The 14,703-nt window shown below is 61.7% G+C and carries 15 protein-coding genes; 5 read left to right on the top strand and 10 right to left on the bottom strand.

Features of this window, described 5'->3' with window-relative positions:
- Positions 1-20 precede the first annotated feature (20 nt).
- Positions 21-1,214 carry an MFS transporter gene (locus ACM6IN_RS08750; RefSeq protein ID WP_414893846.1) on the top strand — a complete coding sequence of 398 codons (1,194 nt, stop codon included), beginning with the start codon at positions 21-23 and terminating at the stop codon, positions 1,212-1,214.
- Here ACM6IN_RS08750 and ACM6IN_RS08745 read toward each other — a convergent pair.
- Together ACM6IN_RS08745 and ACM6IN_RS08740 are read right to left on the bottom strand one after the other, a co-directional pair.
- Positions 1,211-1,756 (bottom strand): cytochrome b, encoded by a 546-nt coding sequence (locus ACM6IN_RS08745; protein WP_123376225.1) that lies wholly within the window; start codon positions 1,754-1,756, stop codon positions 1,211-1,213. The two genes, ACM6IN_RS08750 and ACM6IN_RS08745, sit on opposite strands and share 4 nt — an antisense overlap.
- A complete protein-coding gene (locus ACM6IN_RS08740; protein WP_414915806.1) occupies positions 1,753-2,859 on the bottom strand; it encodes a catalase family peroxidase in 1,107 nt (368 codons plus the stop codon). The genes ACM6IN_RS08745 and ACM6IN_RS08740 overlap by 4 nt, the downstream gene beginning before the upstream one ends.
- A gap of 157 nt (positions 2,860-3,016) precedes the next feature.
- Between ACM6IN_RS08740 and ACM6IN_RS08735 the strand changes: the two genes are divergently transcribed.
- Both ACM6IN_RS08735 and ACM6IN_RS08730 read left to right on the top strand, forming a co-directional pair.
- Positions 3,017-3,523 carry a sigma-70 family RNA polymerase sigma factor gene (locus tag ACM6IN_RS08735; RefSeq protein ID WP_007917263.1) on the top strand — a complete coding sequence of 169 codons (507 nt, stop codon included), beginning with the start codon at positions 3,017-3,019 and terminating at the stop codon, positions 3,521-3,523.
- Positions 3,520-4,275: an anti-sigma factor family protein gene (locus tag ACM6IN_RS08730; RefSeq protein WP_007917265.1), complete on the top strand. Its 756-nt coding sequence runs from the start codon at positions 3,520-3,522 to the stop codon at positions 4,273-4,275. Before ACM6IN_RS08735 ends, ACM6IN_RS08730 begins: the two co-directional genes overlap by 4 nt.
- Before the next feature lie 123 nt (positions 4,276-4,398).
- Here ACM6IN_RS08730 and ACM6IN_RS08725 read toward each other — a convergent pair whose 3' ends face one another.
- From ACM6IN_RS08725 to ACM6IN_RS08695, 7 genes are all read right to left on the bottom strand, one after another.
- Positions 4,399-5,370 (bottom strand): spore coat U domain-containing protein, encoded by a 972-nt coding sequence (locus ACM6IN_RS08725; RefSeq protein WP_414915805.1) that lies wholly within the window; start codon positions 5,368-5,370, stop codon positions 4,399-4,401.
- Positions 5,367-7,724, bottom strand: coding sequence for a fimbria/pilus outer membrane usher protein (locus ACM6IN_RS08720; RefSeq protein ID WP_414915804.1), 2,358 nt, complete (start codon positions 7,722-7,724; stop codon positions 5,367-5,369). The genes ACM6IN_RS08725 and ACM6IN_RS08720 overlap by 4 nt, the downstream gene beginning before the upstream one ends.
- Positions 7,725-7,803: 79 nt before the next feature.
- Positions 7,804-8,592, bottom strand: coding sequence for a molecular chaperone (locus ACM6IN_RS08715; protein ID WP_123376227.1), 789 nt, complete (start codon positions 8,590-8,592; stop codon positions 7,804-7,806).
- Positions 8,593-8,625: 33 nt separating this feature from the next.
- Entirely contained in the window at positions 8,626-9,126 is a 501-nt protein-coding gene (locus tag ACM6IN_RS08710) for a spore coat U domain-containing protein (RefSeq protein WP_007917272.1), read from the bottom strand.
- A gap of 4 nt (positions 9,127-9,130) precedes the next feature.
- Positions 9,131-9,667, bottom strand: coding sequence for a spore coat U domain-containing protein (locus ACM6IN_RS08705; protein ID WP_007949687.1), 537 nt, complete (start codon positions 9,665-9,667; stop codon positions 9,131-9,133).
- A gap of 20 nt (positions 9,668-9,687) precedes the next feature.
- Positions 9,688-10,221: a spore coat U domain-containing protein gene (locus tag ACM6IN_RS08700; RefSeq protein WP_007917274.1), complete on the bottom strand. Its 534-nt coding sequence runs from the start codon at positions 10,219-10,221 to the stop codon at positions 9,688-9,690.
- 99 nt (positions 10,222-10,320) lie between these two features.
- Positions 10,321-10,824, bottom strand: a complete 504-nt coding sequence (locus tag ACM6IN_RS08695) for a spore coat U domain-containing protein (RefSeq protein ID WP_414916084.1) — start codon at positions 10,822-10,824, stop codon at positions 10,321-10,323.
- Between the two features lie 305 nt (positions 10,825-11,129).
- Here ACM6IN_RS08695 and zapE point away from each other — a divergent pair, with 305 nt between their 5' ends.
- Both zapE and ACM6IN_RS08685 read left to right on the top strand, forming a co-directional pair.
- A complete protein-coding gene (zapE, locus tag ACM6IN_RS08690) occupies positions 11,130-12,260 on the top strand; it encodes a cell division protein ZapE (protein ID WP_414915803.1) in 1,131 nt (376 codons plus the stop codon).
- 216 nt (positions 12,261-12,476) lie between these two features.
- Complete coding sequence (locus tag ACM6IN_RS08685; RefSeq protein ID WP_414915802.1) at positions 12,477-13,790, top strand: leucine-rich repeat-containing protein kinase family protein; 1,314 nt, start codon at positions 12,477-12,479, stop codon at positions 13,788-13,790.
- A gap of 126 nt (positions 13,791-13,916) precedes the next feature.
- Here the strand turns inward: ACM6IN_RS08685 and ACM6IN_RS08680 are convergent, their stop codons facing one another.
- The gene (locus ACM6IN_RS08680) at positions 13,917-14,621 is read right to left on the bottom strand and encodes a YebC/PmpR family DNA-binding transcriptional regulator (protein WP_007917279.1); all 705 of its coding nucleotides are present in this window, start codon (positions 14,619-14,621) and stop codon (positions 13,917-13,919) included.
- Positions 14,622-14,703 lie beyond the last annotated feature (82 nt).

Here is a 14,703-nt window from a genome sequence, read left to right as displayed (position 1 = left end):
AACCTAAAAGGATGCGGGATATGAAACCTCTCAAAAGCAGCGCCGTTTTGCTTTTCTCTGTGGCCTGCGGTCTGGCCGTGGGCAACGTGTATTACGCACAGCCATTGCTGGACGCCATGGCCGAGGCGTTTGCCCTGTCGCCGGCGACCATCGGCATCGTCATCACCCTGACGCAAATCGGCTACGGCATCGGTCTGGTACTACTGGTGCCCCTCGGTGATCTGCTCAACCGGCGCCGATTGATCGTCACTCAAACGCTGCTATCGGCAGCGGCATTGTTGATGATCGCGCTGGCGCCCAACAGTGCGTGGCTGCTGCTTGGCATGACCTTGACAGGGCTGCTCGCGGTAGTGACGCAGGTGCTGGTGGCTTACGCCGCCACGCTGGCGCTCCCGGCCCAGCGCGGGCGCGTGGTCGGGGTGGTCACCAGCGGTATCGTGGTAGGAATTCTGCTGGCACGCACGGTTGCCGGCGGCATGGCCGATCTGGCTGGGTGGCGAGCGATTTATTTCCTGTCAGCGGGGCTGACATTGTTGATGGCGCTGCTGCTGTTTCGCGTCCTGCCCAAGCATGAAGCCCCACAACCGGCGACTGGCTACACCGCACTGATTGCTTCGGTATTCGGTCTGTTCAAAGAGGAACCGGTACTGCGTCAACGCGCGATCCTCGCGCTGCTGACCTTTGCCAGCGCAATGGTGCTGTGGACGCCGATGGTGTTGCCGCTGGCCGCGCCGCCACTTTCCTTGTCGCACAGTGAAATCGGTCTGTTCGGACTGGCTGGCGCAGCGGGTGCGCTGGCCGCTGCACGCGCCGGGCATCTGGCGGATCGCGGTCTCGGGCAGTGGGTCAGCGGTCTTTCGCTGTTGCTGATGCTCGCTTCATGGCTACCAATCGCCCTCACCCAATCTTCGCTGTGGGCATTGCTACTCGGGGTGATCACTCTGGATCTGGGTCTGCAAGCGGTGCACGTCACCAGCCAGAGCATGATCTACAGCGTGCGCCCCGAAGCGCAAAGCCGTCTCACCGCCGGTTACATGCTGTTCTACTCGATCGGCAGCGCGCTCGGCTCCATCGGCTCGACCGCGATGTACGCGTGGGCCGGATGGATCGGCGTGTGCCTGCTCGGCGCGGGCATCAACGCCGTGGCGCTCGCGTACTGGTGGCTGACCCTGAAAAGCGGCGCACCGGCACGCTGCGCCACTCAAGCGAGTTAACCGCGGTCGCGACCGCGCAACATACTGTCGAGCACCTCGTCGCGGCGGATCCAGCCATGAAACAGCGCCGCCGCCAGGTGCAGCAGCACCGTCAGAAACAACAGATAGGCCAGATACCCGTGCGCCTTGCGCAATAACGCGAACAACTGCGCATCGGCCGGAACAATGGCTGGCAACTGCAACGTTGTGCTGAGCATGACCGGTTCGCCCGAAGCACTGATCATCGCCCAGCCCAGCAACGGCAACACCAGCATCAACGCGTACAGCAGCAGATGCGAAGCCTTCGCCGCCATCACTTGCCAACTTGGCAAATCCGCTGGCAGCGGCGGTTGGCGCGTAGTGAACCGCACCAGCAAACGGACAATCACCAGCGCCAGAATCGCAATGCCCAGCGGTTTGTGCAGATGGATCAACCATTCATGCCGCTCGGAAACCGAGGTGACCATGCCGGCACCAATAAACAGCATGGCGATGATCATGATTGCCATCAGCCAGTGCAGCAGGCGCGCCAACAGGGCGAAATGCGTCGGTTGAGTGCTCATGGACGAGCCTCCTGTTTGGCAGCGGGCAACTGGCTGACTTCGCTGGTGCGACGCAGATAGGAATTGGCGTAACCGGCGGAACGCGCCGCGAGCAACGGGTCGTCGGAGCCTTGAATCCCGGCCGGCAGCACCAGCGGGTCGTAGTTGATATCACGGCATTCGCCGCTCAGTTGTGGCTGGGTTTTCTCCAGCACCAGTGTGCCGGCGTTCAACACTTTGCGGCCGTCGGGCCAGGTCTTGCTGGCATCGTTCACCGGGTCCTCAGGATTGGCCAGGGTGATGTTCAACTGAAAACGCAACGGCGCAGACGCCAACCGCTGCACCAGATCCTTCTCGAGAAAATCGCCGCCCTCAGGCGCAGTGGCGCCCGCAGCGTCTCGCGCCAACGGCGTCATGCTCCAGCGCACGGCCTGTTTTTTACCGCTGGCGTCGACCAGATAAAACGCGTTGACGCTGTTGTAGGTTTCGGTGGCGTAACTGGCCGAGGGTTTGGCGGTCTTCACCCAGGTCAGAAACGGCACGGCTTCCGAATGCGATGCGAAGAACGCTGGCACCTTGCTCGGATCCGGTTTACCGGTGGCCGGATCTGGCGACTGCGCCTGCTGCAATTGATAAAACGCTTCAGGCGTACCGACCGGGAACACCGGCATGCTGTTCATCCCGGTGCGCCACTGCTGCCCGTTGGCCTGGGTGAATCGCAACGCCAGACTGCGAATCGGCACGCTGCTGTCCGGTGCATACGGATTGCCGGCTGGCAAGGCGAATCGCCCGACTACCGGGGTCTGCGGCTCGTTGAACACCTGCGCGGTAGAAAACGCCCGTGCCTCACCACTGCTCTCGAAATGCCCGATCACGCACACGCCTTTGGCGTGGTTACGGCGAAACCCGGGGTGCACGCCGTTGTTCTTCTCCAGCACATCGACCAACGCTTTTGGCGTCAGGCGTTGTGGGTCAAAGTTGCCGTGAACGTAGGCGAATGCTCCGGCCACTGCGGCGACTACCACGGCAATGCCGCCCAGACGCAGAACCAGGCTCGCCGCACTCAGTGGCGGACGCTGCGGCCCGCCGGGCGGTGCAGCATCGGGTGATGAACGATCAACCATGAAAAACTCCAGGGCCATCGGCCACAAGTAGGAAGAATCAGCAAGACGCGCCTCGTCCGGGTTTATTCCACGCGACGGTATTTATTTTTCCGAACGTGGAATAACCTCCAACGACGGGCGTCTCCCTAGTCCACAGCGTAGTGACTAGCAGAATTTCATGAGCGAATTCGACGAACAGTTGAGAGAAATCATTCCCAGATTGCGCCGCTTTGCCGTGTCACTGACACGCAACAGCAGCAGTGCCGACGATCTGGTACAGGCTTGCCTCGAGCGGGCACTGTCGAGTTGGGGCGATAAACGCGCCGACGGCGACTTGCGCGCCTGGCTGTTTGCGATCCTCTATCGGCAGTTTCTCGACGCCCATCGGCGCTCCCGACGCTATGCGCGCATGCTCGAATTCTTCACCGGCCGCGACGATGCCGAACCCTCGGTCGAGCGCACCGTCATCGCCCAGTCGACCCTGCAAGCCTTCGATCGCCTGCCCAGCGAACAGCGCGCCCTGTTGCTGATGGTCTCAGTGGAAGGCCTTTCCTATAAAGAGGTCGCCGAGATTCTCGGCGCCCCGATCGGCACCGTGATGTCGCGCCTGTCCCGCGCCCGCCAGGCCTTGCGCCAACTCAGCGACGGCGAAATCAGCAGCCCTTCTTTGCGGATACTCAAATGATCAGCCTGCCTCCCAACGAGCGTGACCTGCACGCCTATGTCGACCACCAGCTCAGCGACGCCGACCGGCGTGTGCTGGAGACCTGGCTGGCCAGTCACCCGGATGAAGCGGCGCAGGTTCGCGCCTGGCAACAGGATGCCCAGCAATTGCGCGCGGCACTCAGCGGCGCATTGCAGCAACCGGCCAACCCGGCGCTTGATCCGGCGATGATTCGCCAGCGCCGCCAGCGTCAATCGCGTCGCCATCTGGCCAGCGCGGCGGTGTTGCTGATCGCGGTCAGCGTCGGCGGATTCAGTGGTTGGCAGGCTCGGGAAATGACCCTGGTGCGCCCGTCCATGTTGCCGATGACCGACGCCTTGCAAGCCTATCGCCTGATTGCCCAGCAAGGCATGCTGCCGGCTGATTACAAGGTCGACAGTGATGGCGACATGCAGCGCTGGCTCGACCGTTATTTCAACCGGGCCAGTCGTTTACCGGATCTGAAGGCGGCCGGGTTTGAACCGGTCAGCGGACGCCTGCTCAGCACCGACGAAGGCCCGGCAGCGATGGTGATGTATGAGGATGGCAACGGCCACAAAGTGAGTTTCTACGTGCGCCCGCCGGGGCCGAAGAACACCTTTTTGCCCCGTGGAAGCCGCAGTGATGGCGACTTGCAGGCCGAATACTGGTCGGGTGGTGGCTACAACTATGCGATGGTCAGCCCGGTCGATACACCAGCGGCGCAACAGCTCAAGCAATCACTGCAATTCTGAAAACACCGCTGTTCTATGCAGGAGCTGCGGCACGCTGCGATCTTTTGATCTTGTTCTTAAGGGCAAGATCAACAGATCGCAGCCTCGTTTCACTCGACAGCTCCTACAAAGGATCGTGTCAGCTCAGAAACCCACGTCCAAAACCACATTGTCCAGATACGTGCCCGCCGGCGGCGTGGTCTGGTCGGTGTAGATCTTCGCGTTGTAGTTGAAGATCTGACTGCCCGTGCCCAAGCCGTTTCCCGGATTGACCTCGGCGTCGGTACTCGCCCGCCGTGCCGCGCCGACACTGCCCCAACGCGTGGTGCTGGCACTTTTGAAAATGTCGTAGGCCAGATAATTGCTTCCGGAAATCATCCGGCGCCGGCCACCGACACTCACCGCGTTCTGCCCGTCGCTCAGCCCCACGGTGTAGGCACTGCCCTTGGTGCAGGCCAGATTGATCGTCTGTCCGGTCACCGGGGTGAACGCGCTGACCACCGGCGCGCTGCCGAAGGCAATGTTCGGTGCGGTAATCGTACAGTCGTTGGACACCGTCAAGTTCACCGTCAACGACGTCGTGCCGTTGGCGATATCACGCCCGAGGCAAATAGCACCGATGCCGATGCCCGAACAGTAATTCCAGTTCCAGAAAATACTCAGGGTTTCGGTATACACCCCGGCGGCGACGTTGCTGCCAATGGTGGTACCGAGATACAGCGGCACCGTTTTCGGCGTCGTACCGTTGAGCAGGCCCAGAGCATCGATGATGCCGTTGCGGGCAAAGTCATAGGCAGTGCCGCGAGTCAGCGGATAGCTGGCGCTGTTGTTGGCGTAGATCGTGTAATTGATGACATCGCCGGTCGGCCCGACCAGACCACTTTGAGTCGATGAAACGGTGCCCCAGAAGTGGTCGTTGCTGGTCAGCAGGGACAGCAGCGAACCGGTGCAACTCAAACCCGCATTCAACGTGGAACTGGGTTGCGAAGTTGTGCGCACGGCAATCGAACTGAGCGTGCCAAACGCCGCTGGCGTGGTGCTGACCACCGAGCACGCGGCCTGCACCGCCCCGGGTATAAGCAGTGCCAGACATAACAGCCATCGCCGGAACATCATTGGCACACCAACGGGCCAATCAACGGCACCTGATCCTGATTCAGATCGACACTGAACTGCGCCTGACAGGTCTTGTCGTCGGCCAGCGTCACTTGCAACGAGTTCTGCGCCTGCAGGTTTTCCAGATACACCAGCCCATCCCAACCGACCACCGTCCGCGTCCCGCTCTGCTCATGCAGCACACCCGCGCCCAGCGGCAACTCGCGCTGCTGCGCGTCGACCAGCACGATGCTCGCGGCAATCACTCGGGTCAGCGGAAATTCCAGCAGATAACCGCTGCCACGCCGCACAGCGATACGCTGTTCGACGTTGGGGCTGCGCACGTTGGCCGGCAGATTCAGTGGATCGATTTCATACTTGCCGCGGTAATAGGCACTGCTCCACGGCACCAGCAGATGCCCATTCTTGTCAGTCTGGCCGACCTGCTGATTTTCGTAGCGCACCGGAATGTCGGCAAAACCCTCAGTACTGACCACCACAAATGCATCGTCGATGCGGTTGGCGGCGAACACCTGACGGTCCATCCACACCAGCGAACCACTGGCATCGGCCCAACGGGTTTCGGCGTCGGAAGTACCGTAGACGCCGGCCTGCAACTGCACCGATTGCAGACGCCAGGTGACGTCGGCCTGACGATAATCAGCACCATCACCCTTGGCGTAGCCCAGATTGAAACCCACGCCGCCCTCAGTCGGCACCGCGCGGCTATAGTTGACCCGCTGCTGGCTCTGCCCGGTTTTACTACGATCGCTGCTGATCGCCAGGCTGCCGCGCAGATCGAATGGAATCACCAGTTGCGCCTGCACCGCCCAGTTGCTGTCGCCGATCTCACGGTTGGCCGAGAGGTAGAAACTGCTGTTGCGCCACAGCGGCTTGCTCCAGCTGAGGTTGAGCAGCCGCGTGCGCGAATCGTCCGCCGCGCGCACATCGAAATAACCCGCGCCGAGACTGCCCCAGCGGTCTAGGTTGAGGCTCAGGGTCGCTTGCTCGCTACGCCGGCTAAGACTGATGTACGGGCTGTCGACCACGGTCAGATCGGCGTATTGAGCGTGACGTTGCAGCCGCTGATAAGAAAAGCTGAAACGCTGGTTGCTGTACTGATAGCCCAGGCTTAATTGCTGCCCGCCCTCGCCGTCGAAGCGGCTTTGACTCATCGCGCTGTTGAGTACGCCGAAATTGCCCAGACGCAGGTTGCCGCCGAGGCCGCCCAGTGTCAGCGAATCGGCCGCTTCGGCATGGCTTTCCAGAGTGAAACTGTCGCTGATGCCGTAACGCAGGCTGCCTGAGGTGACACCCGGCCCGTAACTGAAATCCTTCAAACCGTAGTCGCGACGCAACGTACCGGCGGCCACGGAAAAGTCGCTCAAGCCTTTTTGCAGCAAGGTGCTGGTGACATAGAACGGCACCGTGGTCGAGACCTGCCGACCGAGCGCATCAGTGGTCACAACGACAGCTTCGCCAGCGCCGTTGATGAACGGAATATTGGTCAGTGTGTACGGCCCGGGCTGCAAGTCTGCACTGCTGGACTTGTAGCCATTGATGAACAGATCCACCGAGGACGGCACCGCTGCTTCACCGGCAAATTGCGGCAACGGATAGGTCACCAGATCCGGGCGCACCGCGAAATCCCGCGAGAACTGCACGCCGCCCAGACGCACCGAACTGCTCCACGGCAAAGCGCCGCTGATCACGTCGCCGGCCTCATAGGTAAGCATTCGCTCGTCGTCGGAGTAACGCCAGGTGGTGTCGTATCGCAAGTAGCCGTTGTCCAGCGTGTTGAGCGAATCACCGGACAAGGTGCGCCGGTATTGCCCGGTATTGGACAACGTGCCCCAACTGTCGAACAGCCGCACTTCGTTCCACGCCGCCAGGTAAGTGCCGGCATCGTCAGTGTCGTTGAGGTACAGGTCATAGTTGAACAGCGCGCCGAAACTGCTCAGCGCCGGGGTGCGCGGATAGGCTTGTCGATTACCGATGAACTGTTCCGGCAGCCAGTCCGGCGGCACGTCCAGCAGCAGGCGTTGACCAACACTGTCGTAGTCAGAGTGCAGCCCCGCCAGACTGTCGAGATCGACCTCGGCGCCGAGACTGTCGGGCAGCTTCATGCCGGTTTCACGCAACGCCGTCGCCGGGACAAACAAGCGCCCGTCGCGCTGCTGCACCGCCACTACGCGCCCGGTACTCATCTGGTTGACCACCAGTTCCAGAAACAACTGTGCATCACTCACGGCCTCCATGCCGCTGGGTGGCGGCGGCAGATCGCCGGCCCCGGATGGTTGAATGAACATCAGGCAACACGCGCCGGTGATGAGCCACAACGGACGCTGAATACGGCGAACCCGTCCTGGGCTCATACGCGCTTTACGTCCGTCAATGGACTCAATCCTCCTGATACCGCTTGCGTCGACGCCAGATGCCTGCGCTACGACTCACTCACTTGGCTGGCGTGATGCTCTGCACCTGTGCCGCGCCATTTACTCGTACCTGCAACGCTGAATCACTGGTCAGCGGCGTCGGTGCCGGCCAGCGCATCACCGCACCGGGCAGCACATAACCCAACAACCCTTCGGCCAATGGCTTGCTCTGCCCGGCCTGTTTGATGGCCACGTCGGTCAGCCGAGCATGCACCGCGCCCTGATTGCGCACTTCGACGTAGGGCTTGCCGTCCACCGCCACCGTGCGCCAGCTCAACTGCGGCAGACCGACACCTTTGGGATCGCGCGCACGGGTGCTGTCTTCCTTGCTCCACAGCCCCGCGCCATAGGCAAACAGCGGTACCGAATAACGCATCTGGAAGCGGATCGCGGCGGCGGTTTTGCCGCCGTCGGTAGTCGCTGGTTGCGCAGTGGGAATTTCGTCGATGATGATTCGATAGGCCAGTTCCTGCCCCGGCGGCACTTCCTTGGTCCGGGTCAGACGCACCAATTGTTTCTGCCCCGGTTCGATTTTCGCCACCGGTGGGCTGCCGATCACGTCGCGCTGGTTCTGGTATTGCTCGGCGAACCCACTCTGGCTCCAGCCGAACACGCGGATCTGCAGATTGGCGGTTTCGCTGCCGCGGTTCTCCAGCCACAGCGCACTGGCCTGCTGATCAGCCTCCAGCACCGGATCGATCGGCCAGATCAGCACCGAACTGGCAGCGTGTGCGTTGCTTGCCCCGAACATGACCACCGCGCACATCGCGCAACACACGAGCGAATGCCGTGACGTAACTGCCCCCATAAACCTGCTCCTTGTCGGCCATTCAACTTCGCCTTACCACGACAGTTGCACCTGCAACACGTCGCTGTACGTCCCCCCAGGCTGATTGCCCGGCAATTGCACCTGACCGTAAATCGGCAGGCTGATGTTGTTCGCATCGCTGTAAGCCACCGCCACACTCTGGCCAATACCCAGGCTCTGGCTGTAAGCCGCATCACGAAACAGTGCATACGCCACCCGCGCGCTGCCGCTGTTGACCTGCATATGCCGGCCGCTGCTGTTGTACTGGCCGCCATCGACGCTCATGTTCAGCGTTACGCCCGGCGTGCATTGCAATTGCACCCCGCCGGTCAGCGCGACCTGTACGGTGCCGGTGGCCAGTGCCGAACGTGAACCGAAATTCAGCCCGCCATAATTCGATACCCCGCCCACCACCAGACACCCGGCAGTGACCGTGGCGCTGACCTGAAAGCTCTGGCTGGTCGCGGCGGTCAGCGGCAGCGGTGCACTGCCCGCACAAAGCAGGAGCAACGCGGCGCAGCCATGGCAGCGCATGGCATCAGAACGTCAGTTCAACAGCGACGGTGTCGGTGTAAGTCCCCGCCGGCAAACCGGCCTTGCCCACCGCCTGACCGTAGAGGTTCACCGTCTGCGCGACACCGGTGCTGGCCGCAAGGTTGATGGTCCCGTCGATCGCCAGCAGTTGCGAGTGCCCGGCATCGGTGTACAAGTCGTACGGCACGTAATTGGCCACCCCGTCATACAACGCTCGCGTGCCGCCCGGCGACATGCCGTCATGGGAACCCGCGCGCACCTTGACCGTCGGCGTGGTGCCACTGGAGCAGAGAATCGATAGCGCCCCGCCACCACCGCCCAACACCTGCCCGGTGGCGGTGGTGAACAGGCTGTTGGCGGTGCCGAAATTCAACGCACCGAAGTTCAGCCCGGTGGAACCGCCGGCGCCGTTGACCTGACAACTGCTGATCAGGATCAGGCTGGAGGTGATCTGGCCGGTGACCGTGGTGGCGGCGTTGGCACTGGAAACCAGCGCCAGGCCGAGTAACGACAAACCTATCCTTGATGCAAACGTACGCATGGTGTCCGTCCTCTACGGGTTTACCAGTCGAGCGTCACCGTCAGGGTGTCGGTATAGACCCCTGCCGGCACCGCGCGGGTATTCGCCACCACCGAGCCAAATACCGGAATGGGTATCTGCGCACCGCTGGTGACAGCGAAATTGTGTTGCTGGCCGATGCTGTAGCTCCGGGCGCCGGAGGGATCGACAAACAGCTGATAGGGAAGGGTCTGGCGGCCGTTGCTCAGGCGCCGGGTGTTGCCGTCACCGTGGGTACCGCCATCGATAGTGACGGTGAAGCCGGTGACCGAAGGATTGCAGGCAACGTTGAGTGTACCGCTGCTGTCACCGTCGAGACTGGCCTTGATCGGTGCGTTCCAGGTGGGCCCCTGAAGGCCGAAATCGAGGGTGCCGAGGGCACTGACCGGGCTCTCGGGCGTGCTGGTATTGGTGACTTCGCAGCCGGCAATCAGGATCAGCCGCGCATTGATCTGCCCGCTCATCGCCGCTTGCGCGTCATCTGCGAGCAATGCCAGCGTACCTGCCGCCACCACCATCCAGTGTTTGCCTGTCATTGCGCCCGTCCCTGCTCCTTCACGCTGAATCGATCACCGCGCTCATGATTGAACGCCTTCCTTGTGCACCCGCGTCCAGCGGTTGCCTTGATACCGCGATCACCAGGTGACCGTCACCTTGACCAGATCCGAATAACGGCTGACTCGCGGCACCTCAGCCAGACGCTCGATCCGCGCATACAGCGGCAGTTCTACCGTGCCACTGTCCGGCACCCGCCCGCTGACTGGCACATCCACCACCAGCGGTACCCGGCGCGCCGCGTCCTGATACAAGCGATACGGAATCGGTTTGCTGCCGAACGAACCGGCCATGTAGCGGACTTCACCGACACCGCCATGCAAGCCGCCATCGACGCGCATCTGGTACGGCGTGTCCGGGTTGCACTCCAGCCGTGGCAGGCGCTGATTGGTCAATGCGGCAGCCAACGGCCCGGCGGGGTCATCGAGGCGTGCGGTGCTGCCGAAGTCGAGCACACCCAATTGCTCGATGCCTGCCTCCCGCTGCTGGCCAACCAACTGGCAGCCGCGCTGCACATCGACGCGCACTTCGACCTGAAGATCTGCCGCATAAGCAGGCGTAGCGAGTACCCCCAGCAGGCCCATGACCACCCGTATATTCACTGCGCCGTTCCTTGTCAGTGATCGCTTGCGACGTCGTTTCTGTGATTGAGGTTAGCAACGGTCGACGATTCCGCCAGTCGATTGGATCCAGGGATCGCCCGAGATATGTTTCGAAAGGTTGGCAACACGTCGAGCCATGTCGCTAAAAATAGCTGTACGTGCCGCACAAATTTGTCCAATAACCGCCCACTCTCGGATCGTCGCGGTGGCTGGCCAAGTCGGCGTCTGGTTACACTACGTTGCCGCGCTCCCGGGAGCCGGTCTTGACGAACACGGAGACGCCCACAGTGCCTGCCCAACCGCCGAAACGATCACGACTGATCCAGCGCTGGCCGGCGTTGCGCCGCTGGTTCGGCAAAGGTTTTCCGGCCAGTGCCGGGCATGATGCCAGTGCCCAGTCGATCCGCGATTACTTTCGGCACAAGGCCAGTGGTCAGGGCTACACCCTCAGCCACAGCCAGCAGTGCGTCATCGATTGCATGGCGCAGCAGGCGAGTCTTTTGCTCGGCGCAAGCGCTCGCACACCCCAGAGCCTCTATTTGTTCGGCGCTGTCGGACGTGGCAAGAGCTGGCTGCTCGACGGTTTCTTTCAAGCCTTGCCGATCACCCAGAAACGGCGTCTGCATTTCCATCAGTTCTTCGCGCAATTGCATCAGGCCATGTTCAGTCATCGCGAGCACGACGATGCTCTCGAAGTCTGCCTCGACGAATTGCTGCAAGATTGCCGGGTGCTGTGTTTCGACGAGTTTCATGTGCATGACATCGGCGATGCCATGCTCATCACCCGGCTGTTCAAGGCACTGTTCAAGCGGCGGATCCTGCTGCTGGTCACCTCTAACTACGCGCCGGAAGGTCTGCTGCCCAACCCGCTCTATCACGCCCGCTTCAAACCGGTGATCGAACTGATCAATACGCGCATGCAGGTGATGGAGGTCGGCGGCCCGCACGATTACCGCAGCCAGACGCGCCATTCTGCACATCAGATCTTCACCCAAGGGCATTACGTGTGGCCGGCGACGCCAGCACAGCGCGCCGCCCTCGATTTGCCACCTGCCGACGCACCAACCGTCACGCTAACAGTCGGCACCCGGCAGTTTCAGGCGCGGTTTTGTCAGGAGCGGCGGGTCGGTTTCACCTTCAACGATCTGTGTGAACAGCCAACGGCGGTCATGGATTACCTGGAACTGTGTCGACGTTTCGACCGCTGGATCATTGATGATCTGCCAGAACTGGCGCAATGCTCGATCGCCGCGCAACAGCGCTTCATCAACCTGATCGACGTGCTGTACGACCAGGACAAGCACCTGACGCTACTCGGTCGACTGCCCTTGCGCGAAAGCATGGACGGCCATGTCATCGACCTGGCGCGCACGCGCAGCCGCTTGGGGCAGTTGCAAGAAGTGCACGGGACGATCTGAGCACGCCATTCCCCTGTGGAAGCGAGCCTGCTCGCGAAAGCGCCCTATCAGTCAAAACATCAGCTTCTGACACTCCGCCTTCGCGAGCAGGCGCGCTCCCACCAAGGGCTACTGAAGTTTCGCCATCTGTCCAATTCAAACCCGGGCTTTGCCGTTATCATGCTGCCCATTCCCAGCGCCCCAGCGTCGCTCCACTGAACAATAGCGAACACCAACATGCACACCCTTGCTCAATTGCGCGCCGGCGAGTTGTCGGGCATTACGCGTCTGGATCTGTCTTGTGGACTGACCGAGTTCCCGCGCGAGATTTTCGACCTGGCCGACACCCTGGAAATCCTCAACCTCAGCGGCAACCAATTGAGCAGCCTGCCGGATGACTTGCATCGTCTGACGCGCCTGCGCGTGCTGTTCTGCTCCGATAACCCGTTCACCGAACTGCCAGCCTGTCTCGGCCAGTGCGCGGCGCTGACGATGATCGGTTTCAGGGCCAATCGCATCGTCAACGTCCCCGCTCAAGCGCTGCCGCCTCAGTTGCGCTGGCTGATCCTGACCGACAACTGCATCGAAAGCCTGCCAAGCGAACTCGGTGAGCGCCCGGCCCTGCAAAAACTCATGCTGTCCGGCAATCGCCTGCAAGCGCTGCCGTCCTCGCTGAGCAACTGCCATCGACTGGAGCTGCTGCGCATTGCCGCCAACCGCCTGACCGAACTGCCGCAGTGGCTGCTCGCGCTGCCGAGCCTGACGTGGCTGGCCTACGCCGGTAATCCGCTGGAAACCGAGGCAGACGCCGCCGCGCTGGAAGCGACGCCGCACATCCCTTGGTCAGCGCTGCGCCTGGAGCAACGGCTGGGTGAAGGCGCTTCGGGGGTGATTTCCCGGGCGAGCTGGCAACGCGACGATGGCTCAGTGACGCCGGTCGCGGTGAAACTGTACAAAGGTGAAATGACCAGCGACGGTTCACCGCTGCACGAAATGAATGCCTGTATCACCGCCGGTCTGCATTCCAATCTGATCCGCATCGAGGGGCGCATCAATGGCCATCCCGACGGCCAGCAAGGCTTGGTGATGCAGTTGATCGATCCGTCTTTCCGCAACCTCGCCGACCTGCCAAGCCTGGCATCCTGCTCGCGAGATGTTTACGCCGATGATTGCCGGTTCAGCGCCGAGGTTGCGCTGAACGTTGCCAAAGGCATTGCCTCGGCGGCAGAACACTTGCATCGGCAAGGCATCACCCACGGCGATCTCTACGGGCACAACATTCTGTTGAATGGACACGGCGATTGCCTGCTCGGGGATTTTGGTGGGGCGTCGTTCCACGCGGTTGCCGACACAGCAGAAACACGGGCGTTGCAACGTATTGAAGTGCGCGCGTTCGGGATTTTGCTGGGGGAATTGCTGGCACGCATCGACTCGGGGTTGAGTGATGAATTGCGTGCGGTGCTCGAAGAGCTGGAGCGGCGTTGCTGTCAGGCGGAGGTGCTGGCGCGGCCGGGGTTTGCTGAAGTTAATGCGGTTCTGCGGCAAAGCTGACTGCTGCGCAGTCAATCGCGGGCAAGCCCGCTCCCACAGTGTCCGAGTCGCTCACAAAATGTGTGGACACCTCTGAACCTGTGGGAGCGGGCTTGCCCGCGATGAGGCCATCACTGATGAAGCCGATCAGCCCGCCAGGCCAACAAACATGTCCTGCACGTCATCATGGTTGTCGAGGCCTTCGAGGAACGCTTCAACCTCAGCCATCTGCTCGTCGCTCAAACCGCTCACCGGGTTCTTCGGCTGGTAACCGAGTTTGGCCGACAACACGGTGAAACCTTGCTCTGGCAGTGCTTTCTGCACCGCATCCAGATCGGTAGGGTCGGTCAGGAACAGCGTCGCGCCCTCTTCGCCCGGCTCGAAATCCTGCGCGCCGGCTTCGATGGCGGCCATTTCCGGATCGGCGTCCGGGGTGTCCGGCGAGGCTTCGATCATACCGACGTGGTTGAAGTCCCAGGCCACGGAGCCGGAAGCCCCCAGTTGGCCCTTGCGGAACGCCACGCGGATTTCCGCGACGGTACGGTTGATGTTGTCGGTCACGCACTCGACGATCAGCGGCACCTGGTGCGGGGCGAACCCTTCGTAGGTCACGCGATGGTATTGCACGGTTTCACCCAGCAGACCGGCGCCTTTCTTGATCGCGCGGTCCAGGGTTTCTTTTGGCATCGAGGCTTTCTTGGCCTGTTCGACCACCAGACGCAGGTGTGCGTTGGTGGTGGTATCGGCACCGTTGCGGGCAGCGATGGTGATTTCCTTCACCAATTTGCCGAAGATCTTGCCTTTGGCGTTGGCTGCCGCTTCTTTGTGTTTAACCTTCCACTGTGCGCCCATTACTCACTCTCTTGATCTGTGGCGCCGAGACATCTATTGGCCGACGCGTGGCGCCAAGTTTATACGGCCTAAAGTCGGCAAT

Source organism: Pseudomonas sp. IT-P395 (assembly GCF_949767675.1).
Classification (GTDB): domain Bacteria; phylum Pseudomonadota; class Gammaproteobacteria; order Pseudomonadales; family Pseudomonadaceae; genus Aquipseudomonas.
Note: the sequence above shows the minus strand (reverse complement) of the source record. Positions and strands in the feature narration are given on the sequence as shown.

Excerpts from the sequence above, each read along its gene's own strand:
- ACM6IN_RS08750 (WP_414893846.1), top strand. The coding sequence starts at position 21 with ATGAAACCTCTCAAAAGCAGCGCCGTTTTGCTTTTCTCTGTGGCCTGC.
- ACM6IN_RS08745 (WP_123376225.1), bottom strand. The coding sequence starts at position 1,756 with ATGAGCACTCAACCGACGCATTTCGCCCTGTTGGCGCGCCTGCTGCAC.
- ACM6IN_RS08740 (WP_414915806.1), bottom strand. The coding sequence starts at position 2,859 with ATGGTTGATCGTTCATCACCCGATGCTGCACCGCCCGGCGGGCCGCAG.
- ACM6IN_RS08735 (WP_007917263.1), top strand. The coding sequence starts at position 3,017 with ATGAGCGAATTCGACGAACAGTTGAGAGAAATCATTCCCAGATTGCGC.
- ACM6IN_RS08730 (WP_007917265.1), top strand. The coding sequence starts at position 3,520 with ATGATCAGCCTGCCTCCCAACGAGCGTGACCTGCACGCCTATGTCGAC.
- ACM6IN_RS08725 (WP_414915805.1), bottom strand. The coding sequence starts at position 5,370 with ATGATGTTCCGGCGATGGCTGTTATGTCTGGCACTGCTTATACCCGGG.
- ACM6IN_RS08720 (WP_414915804.1), bottom strand. The coding sequence starts at position 7,724 with ATGAGCCCAGGACGGGTTCGCCGTATTCAGCGTCCGTTGTGGCTCATC.
- ACM6IN_RS08715 (WP_123376227.1), bottom strand. The coding sequence starts at position 8,592 with ATGGGGGCAGTTACGTCACGGCATTCGCTCGTGTGTTGCGCGATGTGC.
- ACM6IN_RS08710 (WP_007917272.1), bottom strand. The coding sequence starts at position 9,126 with ATGCGCTGCCATGGCTGCGCCGCGTTGCTCCTGCTTTGTGCGGGCAGT.
- ACM6IN_RS08705 (WP_007949687.1), bottom strand. The coding sequence starts at position 9,667 with ATGCGTACGTTTGCATCAAGGATAGGTTTGTCGTTACTCGGCCTGGCG.
- ACM6IN_RS08700 (WP_007917274.1), bottom strand. The coding sequence starts at position 10,221 with ATGACAGGCAAACACTGGATGGTGGTGGCGGCAGGTACGCTGGCATTG.
- ACM6IN_RS08695 (WP_414916084.1), bottom strand. The coding sequence starts at position 10,824 with ATGGGCCTGCTGGGGGTACTCGCTACGCCTGCTTATGCGGCAGATCTT.
- ACM6IN_RS08685 (WP_414915802.1), top strand. The coding sequence starts at position 12,477 with ATGCACACCCTTGCTCAATTGCGCGCCGGCGAGTTGTCGGGCATTACG.
- ACM6IN_RS08680 (WP_007917279.1), bottom strand. The coding sequence starts at position 14,621 with ATGGGCGCACAGTGGAAGGTTAAACACAAAGAAGCGGCAGCCAACGCC.